Raw genomic sequence first — 12,514 nt, forward strand, 5'->3', positions numbered from 1 at the left:
ATAAAACCAGCCGGCTGCTCCCGCCACAATGCACAGCGCAACTAGAGGCTAGGCCGATCCGCGGACTAAAATCCACAGTCCGCTGCCGCAGGCAGCCGCTAGAATTAGCGCTGACCAAATCGGTGCTTGGGCCGGAATAAATCGGCCTGGCGCGGTCTGAATTTGACTGACGTCAAGCCAAATCAGACAGCCGCGACGAAACCAACCCCGGACCTGTACTGTCTGGCCCAGATATTCAATCGGCTTGGGCGCGTTCCCCAGGCTGTTACCGATGCTGCCCCAGGCTGAGAAAAAGTGCAGCTTGAGCAGACCGTGGGCCGTCTGGAGCAGTAGGTCCTGCCCCAGCCAGTTGGCCGCGCCGGGTCTGCCCAATAGGCGGCCCGAAATGTTAGCAGCTGAGCTATCCAACGGAAGTTGCTGCGGCGCGTTGATCCAGGTCGGTAGAGCGTCATCCGTCGGCGGCTGGGCCGGCGGCAGGTCTGGGAAAAAGCGGTTAATCCGCAGCAGGATGCCTATACCCAGCCCCAGCAGAAGCGCACTTTTGATCAGGCTCAAGTCGTGATAGAGCCAATCTAAAAAGGCCCAGCCAATGGCATCGGCAAAGGCTCCCAGGCTCCAGAGTAAGAGCGCCGCACCCAGCCCAATCAGCAATCCAAAGTAAGGTGCCCCCTGAGCGAGCAGCGTTCTCCACTGCTGGGCTGACAAGGCCCGATGTTTGGGCCGAGCGGGCAGGTCAAGCTCGGGCTCTAGCCGCCAGTGACGGGCAATCGCCATCAGCAGCTGCAGCCGGTCGCCCAGCGGCGGGTGGCTATTATTCAAACTCAGCCAGCTGCGATAGGGATTCTGGCAGTCCCAAGCAAATAGGTCGGCCAGTGGTACCTGACCATAGAGGGCCTGGCGGCTGGGGCTGCCGCTAACGGGCAGAAGCAGGTCAAGGCTTTCTACCCAGGGCGGCGTATAGCCCTGCCGAGCGACGCCCTGGGCTAAGCCAAAGGAGAGTTTGGCCAAGGCCCGGGTCAGGCCGTTGGGGTTGCCGGTGAGCACGACGGCGGCGCGATCGCTTTCGTAGGTACGCCGCCGCGCGACCCAAAGCCCCGATTTCTGTACTAGCCAGAACAGGCCGTAGCTGACGTTGGCCAATACACCTGTGGCCAGCTTCACCATTCGCGGCTGGCGATTGCTCTGGAGGGCTAGACTCCAATAGAGCTGGTGAAACCCCTGGGCAATCAGGCCGTGCCAGGAGAGCACTGTCCAGTCCCAGCGTCGCCAGTGGCTGATTTCATAGGCGCAAAGCGCGGCAATTTCGTCTGGCTGAAGCTGGTCCAGCAGCCCTTGGCTGACAACTAGCCGAGCGGTTCGGGGCAGACTGCCGTAGGAAAAAATCAGCGGCAGGTCGGTGGGCAGGCACTTCAGGCTAGGAAACGGCCAGCGCCGCTGTAGGCACTGCTTCCGCAGCAGGGCCAGGGCTTCCGCAGAGGAGGCAGAGAGCTGTCTAGGAGCGAGGGGTTTGAGGCCAACCGTAAGACCCAGCAACCGCTCCCACAGCCAGGGCAAAATCACCAGCATGGCCACCAATAGCGCTACCAGCGGCCAGGTCAAGTCGCGGCTCAAGGCTGAAATGGGGCCGATGCCAATCGGTAAAATTCGCCCCATCATTCCTAGATAGCCGTTGACCAGGGCCAGAAAATGGTGCAGCAGCCAGCGTAGCAGCCCGAAGGTCAGCAGCGGCGTCGCCAGCTGGGCGACCCAAAGCCAAAATTTGCAGCCCTCGCCCAGCCGCCGCCCTTTTTCTAACCGGCCTGCCGATCGCCAGTGATGAATGTCAGCAGAGACGGCTAGCGGATCGTTATCCAGCCGGGCAGCATTCTGGTTTAAAGCCTCATAGTGAAATAGCGAAGGCGGGCTGTCGGCGGGCGCCGCTGCGGTTTCGGCGATAGCAGACGGACTGCTGGGGGCAGAAACCAGCGGCGGGTCGGCTGGACGGATCGCAGCAGGCGGGCTAGCGGCGGGAGATAACGGCACAAAGCCTGACTGGTCTAGGGGAGAGGTCGGCGAGTTAGCAGGCGGTGGGGTCATCGCCGCGACCGGCAGCGGCTGGAATCCGCTGTCAGGAACCGTAGTCGTCTGCTGCGCTAGCCGCGATCGCATCGCCTTGGCCCAGCCCTGCAGCGCTGAATTTTTCGACCGCAGCAGCGGCTCGCATAGCGCGATCGCGGCGGCCCAATCTGCCTGCGCCGCCCGCACTTGAATCTGCCCCATCCGAGCTTTGACCTGGTAAGACGGCGGCACCTCGGCCTGGGACAGTGTGGTCAAAGCAGTCATGGCCTGCTCATAGGCCCGCTGCTTGAGGGCGCTGAGCCCGGCCTGTAGCAGCTGTTCTGGATCGGTCTCCGGCATAGCTCCCCTGCCAAAGGTCCCATTGGCCTTTGGAATGCGCAATCGATGCAGTCAGGGTACGCAAATTTGCCGAAGATATAACGCTTTCGGTGAAATTAGGCTGAGCGTTATGGCGAAAGCTGGGCGAAATCAGTCTGAAGTATCGGCCAGCAGCGTATCAATCCAGTCATAGAGCGCTGCTTCAGTCTCGCCTTCGAGCTGTCGCTGCTTCAGGTCGATCAGGCCGTAGGCCAGGTCGCTGGCTCGCTTTTTGTAGACCGCATTGCCAGCCAGCAGGTCGGTGAAGACCTCCTGCTCGATCTCCAGGCGGCTAGCCTCTTCTGAAAGCGGCGAGGCGAAAGCAGCTTCGTCTACGTCGTACTTTAGCAAAAAGATTAGGGCCTGGCTGCGGTCTTGCAGGGTCTGGCGCAGCTGGCGAATGTCCAGCTCCAATCGGTCAAAGCCGACGGTACCGGTGATTTTAAGCTCGACGATGGGCTGCTCAGCAGGAATTAGACGCTGGCTTTGGATGGCGGTTTCTAGGGTTGCGATCGCGCCCGATTCTACCAACTCCATCGGGTCCTGGCTGCGAGCCACGTACTCCAGGCGCACGATCGGTCGTTGAATATAGTCTGTTTTCAGCTCAGCCTGAATACCTTGTTCGGTCAGCTCCACCAGATAGGCGCCACGCTGGAACTGGCCTTCCTCCACATTGTTAGCCTCCAGCGAACCGGGATTAAAAATCCAGCCCTCGACCGCGTAGTGCTTGTGGATGTGACCCAGGGCCAGATAGTCCACACCGACCCGCTGCAGGGGCACCAGATCGCTGTAGCGCAGTGCCCCTGCATAGCGGGCAATCTGCCCTTCTAAGCCGTGATGAAACAGCAGCAGCTTGTGCGCTGGTCCCGGCGGCAGTGCCTGGATGGCTTCAGCAATCTGCTCGATCGCTTTGGGCGCAGCGGCCCCATACCAGTTAGAGCCGAGCACCCGGACGCCGCAGTCTAAGTCAATATAGCCACCCCGCCCAGTTGGCTCATCCCAGGGCGCATAAAACGGCTCGCCTTGAGAAATGTTGCCCGGCTCCAGCAGCTTCAGCAGCTTCCAGTCAGACAGATAGCGCAGCCAGCTGGTTTTGGTGCCGTAGGGACAGCTGTCGTGGTTGCCCTCGATTGCCAACACCGGAATCTGGGCCTGCTGGAGCATTTGCAGACAGAGCTGGGCCTGGTTGAGAATCGCGGGCTTAATCGTGCGGTGCTCAAACAGGTCTCCCGCAATCACGACAAAATCTACCCGTTCGTCGATTGCATAGCGCTGGACGACGTCCCGCAGCGCCATAAAAAAGTCGCGGGTGCGGATGGGGCTGTCGTAGCGGTCAAACCCCAGGTGAATGTCAGAGATATGTAGGAAACGGGCCATGGGCGGGGCTATACCGAGGTAGCGGCGGCCAGCTCCTCCAGGCGCTCCTGCTGGTCTTGAGAAATGCAGGACTGGACAATCGTTTCCAGGTCTCCCTCAAGAATCGGCGCGAGGCTAAAGTTCTGGTTCAGGCGATGGTCGGTAATCCGGTTGTCCTTGTAGTTGTAGGTGCGAATTTTTTCTGAGCGCGAGCCGGTGCCGACCTGCGATCGCCGCATCGAAGTCACTTCGGCCTGCTGCTCTTGCAGCTTAATTTCATAGAGCTTGGCCCGCAAAATCTGCATCGCCCGCTCGCGGTTTTGCAGCTGCGATCGCTCCTCCGTACAAAAGACGCGAATCCCGGTCGGCTTGTGGAACAGGTCTACCGCCGTCTCCACCTTGTTGACGTTCTGGCCGCCCGCCCCGCCGGAGCGAGCCGTACTCATCTCAATATCTTTAGGGTCGATTTCAACTTCGACGTCATCGACTTCGGGCATAATCGCCACTGTTGCCGTTGAGGTATGTACCCGACCACTGGCCTCCGTCATCGGCACCCGCTGGACCCGGTGCACCCCCGCCTCAAACTTCATCTTGCTGTAGACCTGGTCGCCCTGGATTTCGAGGATAGTTTCCTTTACCCCGCCCATGTCGGCAGCGGATTCGCTCACCAGCTTGGGCCGCCAGCCCTGACCTTCGGCATAGCGGGTATACATCCGCACCAGGTCGCCCGCCCAGATGCCCGCCTCGTCGCCGCCCGTTCCAGCCCGAATTTCGAGCATGACGTTCTTGTCATCGTTAGGGTCGCGGGGCAGGAGCAGCACCTTCAGCCGCTGCTCCAGGGTGACGCTTTGTTCTTCCAGCGTTTCCACCTCCAGCGCCGCCATTTCGTGCAGCTCCGGGTCATTCGCCGACTCCTTATAGACCTCCCGAGCGCCGCGCAGCTCTTCCTGCGTGTCTTTCCACTCGTGGTAGGTGGTGACCGTTTCCTCTAGTGAAGCGCGCAGCTTAGCAATCTCTTGAAACTCGTCCGGGTCGCTGGCCACATCGGGGTCGGCCATCCGCCGGGTGAGTTCGTGGAAGGTCTGCTCGACGGACTTGAGTTTTTCTAGCAGGTAGGCTTCAGCCATGGGAAAGCTCCGGTCTAGCGAGCAAAAATCGCTTAGAGATCAAAATATCCGAGTAATCAGGGGACTACTCGGATAGGGAGAAGCGCGTTCGCTATTTCTCGTCGCTGCCGGTGGCATTGCTCGTATCGGTCATGCCGTACTTCCGCAGGAAGCGCTCTACCCGGCCCTCAGTGTCAATGATTTTCTGAGTACCGGTGTAGAAGGGGTGATTACCCGACCACACGTCAACATGGAGTTCTGGCTTGGTCGAGCCGATCGTCATGACCTGCTCGCCATTACAGAACACCTTTGCTTCTGGGTACCATTCGGGATGAATATCAGACTTAGCCATGGGTGTTAGATAGGGATATGATCTGTAAGCAATTTTAGCGTACGCCGATGAAAGCGTTTTACCGCTTCGAGAACTGAGGGGCCTTACGGGCTTTCTTCAGGCCGTACTTCTTCCGCTCCTTCTTGCGCGGATCGCGAGTCAGGTAGCCTTCGATCTTCAGCGGCGCGCGGTTGTCGGGATCGAGCTCGCACAGCGCCCGAGCGACGCCCAGCTTAATCGAGTCAGCCTGGCCGGTGAGGCCGCCGCCCCGCACGTTCACCAGGATATCGTAGTCGCCTTCTAGCCCCAGGGTCTCCAGCGGCGCTTTGCTGGCGTCGAGGTAAGCCGGGTTGAACTGGAGATATTCTTCTCCCGCCCTGCCGTTGACAACGAGCTTGCCGCTGCCAGGAACAAGGCGCACCCGCGCTACCGAAGACTTGCGGCGGCCCGTCCCCCAGTAGACGGCGCGGTTGGACTGATCGGTTGCCTGCATTAGCGAGTACCTCCAGGAATCGTGTTGATGGTCAGGGTTTCAGGCTGCTGAGCCTGGTGGGGATGGTCTGGGCCAGCATAGACGTTGAGCTTGGTAAAGAGCTTCCGGCCCAGGGCGTTCTTGGGCAGCATTCCCTTCACGGCCTTTTCAACAATCCGCTCGGGAATCCGATTCTGAAGCTGCTCGAAGGTCTCTGTCTTCATGCCGCCGGGCCGGCCCGAGTGACGGCGATAGACCTTTTGAAAGCGCTTTTTGCCGGTTACCACCACCTTATCGGCGTTGATAATCACCACAAAATCGCCCGTATCCATGTGGGGGGCGTAGTTGGGCTTGTTTTTGCCCCGTAGCACCTTGGCAACTTCGGTCGCCAGCCGCCCCAGGCGCTGGTCAGCGGCATCTACTACGTACCAGCTGCGTTCGACCTCCAGGGGGGGAGTCAGATAGGTTTTAGTCATCGCGGTCACCATAGTCTTGAAATCAGGTTAGAAAAACGGCAGATTGATTGGGGTTGGCTCAAACAGCGCTCGCTAGCTCAGCTGAGTCCGGTAAAAAAAACTGGGGCTGGGTATCGACCCAGACTGCGGGTGGGAACGGAAAGTTGGGATAGCCCACGCGCAGCAGGCACAGGCCCTGAGGTGGGGCGGAATACCGGACCAGATCTCGCCGCCGATCTTGCCAAATCTGCGTGAAATCAGCTGGCGACAGCTGCCCATTCCCAACCTGCACCAGCAGTCCCATAATCAGCCGCACCATGCCGTAGAGAAACCCTTTGGCCTGGAGCTCTACTTGCACAAAAACGCCTCGCCGATCGCAGGCCGCCGCCTGTAGCTCAACCCCAGAGTGAGATCGCCCCGACCCGGTCCGCTGAAACGCAGCTAGATCATGATAGCCCACCAGCGGCTCAAGTGCCGACTGCATCAGGGCAGCATTCAGGGGATGGTGGTAGTAATGCCAGACGTAGGGCTGCACAAATAGGTTGGGGTAGGGCTGGGTATAGAGGGTATAGCGATAGCGTCGCCACAGGGCCGAAAATCGGGCGTGCCAGTCGTCGGCCACCCGGGCTGCGGCCCGAATCACAATGCCTGCGGGCAGACGATGGTTGAGAATGTCAGCCCAGCGCTCCGCCGGAATCAGGGCCGGAGCGTCAAAGTGGGCTACCTGCGCTGCGGCATGGACGCCGCTGTCGGTGCGACCTGCCCCATGTAGCCCGGTCTTCATACCAATGACGTCGCTCAGAACCGCCTCAATCTCAGCCTGCACCGTCCGCTGGTTCGGCTGCCACTGCCAGCCGTGGAAGGCCGTACCACGATACTGGATCACCAGGGCCACGCGCTGCCGCCGCTGCGCTTTATCAACTGGCGCAGCGGCTAGGTTTTGCGATAGGGAGCGGTTTGCCATAGGTCAATAAATTTGAGCGGGCTATCAAAGACTGGCCCTAGGTCAGCTCAATAATCGCCATGCTGGCATTGTCGCCCCGACGGCTGACTGTCCGCACGATGCGGGTGTAGCCGCCGTTGCGATCGCCATAGCGCTCGGGAGCCTGGTCGAACAGGGCATGAACAAGCTGCTTGTCGTAGATATAGCCGATCGCCCGCCGCCGCGCCGACAGCGTCCCCGCTTTGGCCAGGGTGATCATGCGCTCGACCTCGCAGCGAACCGCCTTGGCCCGGGTCTGGGTAGTGGTGATCCGGCCATTGCGGATGAGCTCTGTGGTCAGCGATCGCAGCAGGGCGCGACGCTGGTCGGCGGGTTTGCCGAGCTGGGGAACACGACGACGGTGACGCATGACATTTCCTCTTAATGGACGATGAAACTTGAACAGTGGATAAGGATGGATTTGAAATTAAAAACTCCGGAGCGATCGCTCCGGAGAGAGGCTTCTGGGCGACATAGCCCAGAAGCGCTAAGGCTAGGCGGTCTTAGCAGGCTTCTCCAGCGGCAGGGTAATTCCCAACCGCTCCTGAAGGGCCTCAACCACTTCTTCTGCTGACTTTTGACCAAAATTCTTGATCTCCAGCAGGTCTTCCTGGCTGTAGTCCAGCAGGTCAGACACCGAGTTAATCTGAGCCCGCTTCAGGCAGTTATAGGCCCGCACCGACAGCTGCAGCTCCTCAATTGGAATTTGGTAGGTCGGGTCTTCGTCCTTGGTCTCATCGTCGCGCTTGGGCTCCAAGGTAACGTCCTTGAGCGGGCTAAACATCTCGACTAGCATCAGCGCCGCCTCGCTCATCGCCTGCTGAGGCGTGAGACTGCCATTGGTCGAAACCTCTATCGTCAGCCGGTCCTTTCGCAGGGAACCGCTGCTGATAATATCTTCGACGCTGTAGTTGACCTTGCGGACAGGCATAAAAATGGCATCGATCTGCATGAAGTCAATCGCGCTGCCGTCTTCCTTACTCCGGTCAATCGCCCGATAGCCCTGCCCCTGCTCGATCCGAAACTCCATCTCCAGCTTGTGTCCAGCCGCAACCGAAGCCACATACTGATCGGGGTTAATCAAATCGACTTCAGAAGACAGGTCAAAATCGGCTGCGGTCACCCGAGCGGGTCCATGCACCTCCAGCCGACCAATCTGGGGCTGCGGCGAATAGCTTTTGACGACAATTTCTTTCATATTTAAGAGAATGTCGAGCACGTCTTCTCGAACGCCGGGAATCGTCGAAAACTCATGGCTCGCGCCCTCAATTCGCACCGCAGTCACCGCCGAACCCTCCAAATTGGAGAGCAGCACACGACGCAGGGCATTACCAACCGTAATCCCTTGATTCCGCTCTAACGGCTCGATTACAAATCGGCTAAACTGACTCTGATCGTCTTCAATCACCGACTCTACGCATTCAACCTGGAACTGTGCCACTAGAAACCTCCCTACTTCCTCTTAATCCTTGGCGCTGCCTGTAATGTCGCGCCCTGCTGCCCGCGCCCTAAGTCCCACTTCGTTTTTCTAAGGCTTTGCTCAAGCTAAACCCTTAGAGTCAAACGCTGGACTATCGGCCCAAACGCCTACACCCGTCGCCGCTTGGGGGGCCGACAGCCATTATGCGGGATGGGCGTAACATCGCGGATTACCGTGATTTCTAGCCCGGCTCCCTGCAGAGCCCGAATGGCCGTTTCTCGACCAGAACCCGGGCCGCTGACCTGCACCTCGATCTGTCGCATGCCCTGATCCATCGCCCGTCTAGCTGCGCCATCCGCCGCCGTCTGAGCCGCAAAAGGCGTTCCTTTTTTGGCTCCCTTAAAGCCGCTAGAACCTGCCGAGGCCCAAGATACGGTACCGCCGTTAGCGTCGGTAATCGTGACGATCGTGTTGTTGAAGGTAGACTGAATATGAGCAACGCCGTTGGGAATATTTTTCTTCTGCTTCCGCGGGCCTGTTTTTCTAACGGGTTTTGCCATGGGTTATTTCCAATAAAACGTTCAAAGAACTGCTGACACACCAAAAATCCGGAACGGTTCGCTGGAACAGCGCCACACCTGACCGGACAGCCGTATTTAGGCGAACTCAGCTGAGTTCGCCTAAATACATTATTTCCTGGGTGCTTTTTTCTTGCCGGCGACGGTCCGCTTCCCGGCCCGCCGGGTACGGCTGTTGGTGCGGGTCCGCTGACCGCGAACGGGCAATCCAACCCGGTGCCGACGCCCGCGATAGCAGCCGATTTCCATCAGCCGGTTGATGTTCATCCGCTGCAAGCGGCGTAGATCACCTTCAATCTCGTAGTCAGTTTCAACCGTCTCACGCAGCTTTACAACATCAGCGTCGCTGAGGTCTTTGACGCGAATATCAGGGCTGACGCCCGTTTTTTGCAAAATCTGTTGCGAACGGCTGAGTCCAATTCCGTAAATATAGGTCAGCCCAATTTCAATTCGTTTATCTCTTGGCAGGTCAACGCCAGCAATCCGTGCCACCGATTATTTCTCCCTCAATTTGCCAATTCGCTCTGGGCGAATTCAGTCTATCTACTGCCGACCAATACGCTTTGCCCCCAACGGGGCTAGCTGAATTCTAGCGCTTCACGATTTTGTGCGAATACACTAGAATCTGAGCCCAGTCCTGAAGACCAGGCTCGGGGAACAGATTAAATCTTCGCATCCCCCACCGCATCTACTGCTAACCCTGACGCTGCTTATGCTTGGGGTTAGAGCAGATCACCATGACCCGACCTCGACGGCGGATCACGCGGCACTTCTCACACATTTTTCGAACGGACGCGCGGACTTTCATGTCCCAAAACTTTTTCTTTACTACAGAATCGCTATGTTAGCAAAACCCAAGGAAGTTAGCAAATTAAATTTACTTGTCAACCGATGAACTGATCCTCTAGCCAGCAGAGCAAACCTAAACCCCGCTGCTTAGGCAGCGGCATTTTTAGCACTGTAGGGTTCGTTCAGTCCCTAATTGGCTTAAGCTAAGCGCCTCTTTTCAGAGCAGATTCTACCTGCTTAAACTCCTGATTCAGCCGATCTTGAAGCTTTTGCGGAACGGGCCGATTGGGATATGAACTGTAATGACCGGCCAGAGCGTTGAGCGCGGTTCGCATGGTTGAAAACGAGCTAAGGCCAGCAATTTCGCGATCGCGGCGGTAGCGAGAGGCAAAGTCGTTGATCTGCTGCTTGGCTTCGGCCTGGAGGGCCATCTTGTCGGGGGCATCATCGGGTAGCGCGATCGCCTTTTGCAAGCTGTCGATCAGCGTCAGCGTGTCCTGGCGATAGTCGCCCGACAGGCCATCCGCCGGACCAAGGGCACTACAGCCGCTGAGGCCAATTACAGCCACCAGCATCAGGGCAAATAAGCGAGACAAAAGGCTTCTCATAAAACTCGTTTCCTACCAAATAAATCTAGCTGCCAGCACTTTTGAGCCCAAAAGCACCAACCTGCCGCTCATTTTATCTGAAGAAGGAACCGGGATAAATACGTCGGAAGATAGGAAAGGGCTGCCGCCAGAGTTCTAGGCCGGGTAAATCCGCAGTCGCCGATTGGGCTCGTCGCCAAAGCTTAGGGACTTGAGCCGGTAGTGCTCAGCCAGCTCATGCTGCATCTTACGAATTTTGGGAGAGCGAGGCAGCAGCTCCACCGGCTGGCCCTGGGGAATGACGATCTGCTCAACCGCCAGCCGGGCTTCTTCCAAAGCTTCGAGCTCGTCGTTGTCGCCGCTGCGGGAGAACAGCTCTAAATTGATTGCCTCAGGGCTAGATTCATCCAGATCGAGCAGGTGACGCAGGGAGCGAGTAATTTGCGGAATGCTGTTGGCCTTAACCGTGTAGATCGGAATCTGACGGGCTTTGGCCACATGCCTGAGCTTGGAGTGGTTTTTGACGTGCGATCGCAGCGCCAGCACCGCATCGGCGGTTTCCAGATCCTTAGTCAGCAGCACCGGCAGATTCAGGGTGCTGACCACATGGTCGAGCTGCTGGCGGCTGATGCCGTAGGGATAGATTTGGGTCAGCTCCTCACCATTGGGACCAAAGGCGCTCTGCGTCCCTTCGGCCTGGGCGACCAGGTCGGTCGGGGCGCTGAGGGAACGGTCGAGCAGGGCTTCGAACTGCTGCTCAGGGCTTTCGACGACGACCGGTCGGCTGGCGGCGCGAAAGCGGCTGGGCTCGCTATCGAGGGACACCATCCGGCCCGCCGATCGCCAGCCGCGCGGGGCCTTGGATCGCGACCGGGAAGGCCCACGGCGGGGCGGGCCCGCCAGCTCTGAGCCGCTGGGCAGTTCGTGGGTCACCAGGGTCTGGCCAGACTCGCCCATGGTCCGCACCTGGAGTTCGGGCAGCCGTCCCCGCAGCAGGGCGTCAACCGTGTCTGCCACTTTTTCATGCACTACCCAGCGCTGGCGCTCCAGCATTTCAATGGCAATATCAAAGGTGGGCGGCGCCTTGCGCTCCAGTACGCTCTTCTGGCTGCCGCGCCGCCGGGCTTCGTCATCGCCCAGCGTCACCGACTGAATGCCGCCGACTAGGTCAGACAGGGTGGGGTTTTTGATCAGGTTGGCCAGCCGGTTGCCGTGGGCCGTTCCTACCAACTGCACGCCCCGTTCGGCAATCGTGCGGGCAGCCAAGGCCTCCAGCTCAGTGCCAATTTCATCGATCACAATTACCTCGGGCATGTGGTTTTCCACCGCCTCGATCATCACCTGGTGCTGCTGCTCGGGGCGGGGCACCTGCATCCGCCGCGCCCGACCAATCGCCGGGTGGGGGATATCGCCGTCGCCCGCGATCTCGTTGGAGGTGTCAATAATGACGACGCGCTTCAGCAGGTCATCGGCCAGCACCCGGGCAATTTCTCGCAGCGCCGTCGTTTTGCCCACGCCGGGCCGTCCCAGCAGCAGGATGGACTCGCCGGTCTCTACTAGGTCGCGAATCATGCCAATCGTGCCAAAAACGGCCCGGCCCACCCGGCAGGTCAGACCGATCACCTCTCCTGCCCGGTTGCGCAGGGCGCTAATTCGATGGAGGGTCTTCTCCAGCCCGGCCCGATTATCGCCGCCAAAATGGCTCACTCGCTCGATGCAGTACTGTAGGTCTGCCTGGGAAACGACGGTTTCAGCAAGGTATTCGGCGCCGTCTGAGAATCGCGCTTCGGGCCGTCTGCCCAGATCTAAAATCACCTCGATTAGCTGATTTTTCTGGGGGTGCCGGTCTAACTTTTGACGAATTTGCTCGGGCAGAATTGCCAGCAGCAGCGGCAGGTCGTCAATCGGCTGGGGTGGGGAAGAAGGCGGGGCTGAAGCGGGAGAACGGTCGTCGAGCGGACTGTCGTTGAGACTCACCATAGAACGTTGGTTACAAACGTTAGTTACAAAAGAACGGCAGAGA

Annotated in this window: 14 protein-coding genes; all 14 read right to left on the reverse strand. The window is 58.9% G+C overall.

Translation table 11 applies throughout. From position 1 onward, the window contains the following. Positions 1-48: 48 nt before the first annotated feature. Positions 49-2,397 carry a M48 family metallopeptidase gene (locus IQ241_RS09965; RefSeq protein WP_193906564.1) on the reverse strand — a complete coding sequence of 783 codons (2,349 nt, stop codon included), beginning with the start codon at positions 2,395-2,397 and terminating at the stop codon, positions 49-51. Between the two features lie 129 nt (positions 2,398-2,526). Further along, positions 2,527-3,792 carry a metallophosphoesterase family protein gene (locus IQ241_RS09970; RefSeq protein WP_193906566.1) on the reverse strand — a complete coding sequence of 422 codons (1,266 nt, stop codon included), beginning with the start codon at positions 3,790-3,792 and terminating at the stop codon, positions 2,527-2,529. 8 nt (positions 3,793-3,800) lie between these two features. Continuing rightward, complete coding sequence (gene prfA, locus IQ241_RS09975) at positions 3,801-4,898, reverse strand: peptide chain release factor 1 (protein ID WP_193906568.1); 1,098 nt, start codon at positions 4,896-4,898, stop codon at positions 3,801-3,803. Between the two features lie 91 nt (positions 4,899-4,989). Further along, positions 4,990-5,229, reverse strand: coding sequence for a 50S ribosomal protein L31 (rpmE, locus tag IQ241_RS09980; protein WP_193906570.1), 240 nt, complete (start codon positions 5,227-5,229; stop codon positions 4,990-4,992). Between the two features lie 58 nt (positions 5,230-5,287). Beyond that, a complete protein-coding gene (rpsI, locus tag IQ241_RS09985; RefSeq protein WP_193906572.1) occupies positions 5,288-5,701 on the reverse strand; it encodes a 30S ribosomal protein S9 in 414 nt (137 codons plus the stop codon). Continuing rightward, a complete protein-coding gene (gene rplM, locus IQ241_RS09990; protein ID WP_193906574.1) occupies positions 5,701-6,156 on the reverse strand; it encodes a 50S ribosomal protein L13 in 456 nt (151 codons plus the stop codon). Before rplM ends, rpsI begins: the two co-directional genes overlap by 1 nt. A 58-nt stretch (positions 6,157-6,214) precedes the next feature. Next, positions 6,215-7,099, reverse strand: a complete 885-nt coding sequence (gene truA / locus IQ241_RS09995) for a tRNA pseudouridine(38-40) synthase TruA (RefSeq protein ID WP_193906576.1) — start codon at positions 7,097-7,099, stop codon at positions 6,215-6,217. A 37-nt stretch (positions 7,100-7,136) separates the two neighbouring features. Further along, on the reverse strand, positions 7,137-7,487 hold the full coding sequence (gene rplQ / locus IQ241_RS10000) for a 50S ribosomal protein L17 (RefSeq protein WP_193906579.1): 351 nt from the start codon (positions 7,485-7,487) through the stop codon (positions 7,137-7,139). A 123-nt stretch (positions 7,488-7,610) separates the two neighbouring features. Continuing rightward, a complete protein-coding gene (locus tag IQ241_RS10005) occupies positions 7,611-8,558 on the reverse strand; it encodes a DNA-directed RNA polymerase subunit alpha (RefSeq protein WP_193906581.1) in 948 nt (315 codons plus the stop codon). Positions 8,559-8,704: 146 nt separating this feature from the next. Continuing rightward, on the reverse strand, positions 8,705-9,097 hold the full coding sequence (gene rpsK, locus IQ241_RS10010; protein ID WP_193906590.1) for a 30S ribosomal protein S11: 393 nt from the start codon (positions 9,095-9,097) through the stop codon (positions 8,705-8,707). Positions 9,098-9,226: 129 nt separating this feature from the next. Further along, the gene (gene rpsM, locus IQ241_RS10015; protein ID WP_193906592.1) at positions 9,227-9,607 is read right to left on the reverse strand and encodes a 30S ribosomal protein S13; all 381 of its coding nucleotides are present in this window, start codon (positions 9,605-9,607) and stop codon (positions 9,227-9,229) included. 202 nt (positions 9,608-9,809) lie between these two features. Then, the gene (gene rpmJ / locus IQ241_RS10020) at positions 9,810-9,923 is read right to left on the reverse strand and encodes a 50S ribosomal protein L36 (RefSeq protein WP_071776899.1); all 114 of its coding nucleotides are present in this window, start codon (positions 9,921-9,923) and stop codon (positions 9,810-9,812) included. Positions 9,924-10,107: 184 nt separating this feature from the next. Beyond that, entirely contained in the window at positions 10,108-10,512 is a 405-nt protein-coding gene (gene psb27 / locus IQ241_RS10025) for a photosystem II protein Psb27 (RefSeq protein ID WP_193906594.1), read from the reverse strand. Positions 10,513-10,647: 135 nt separating this feature from the next. Continuing rightward, complete coding sequence (locus IQ241_RS10030) at positions 10,648-12,471, reverse strand: R3H domain-containing nucleic acid-binding protein (RefSeq protein WP_193906596.1); 1,824 nt, start codon at positions 12,469-12,471, stop codon at positions 10,648-10,650. Positions 12,472-12,514: the final 43 nt, after the last annotated feature.

It is taken from the genome of Vasconcelosia minhoensis LEGE 07310, from assembly GCF_015207255.1.
GTDB lineage: Bacteria > Cyanobacteriota > Cyanobacteriia > Phormidesmidales > Phormidesmidaceae > Vasconcelosia > Vasconcelosia minhoensis.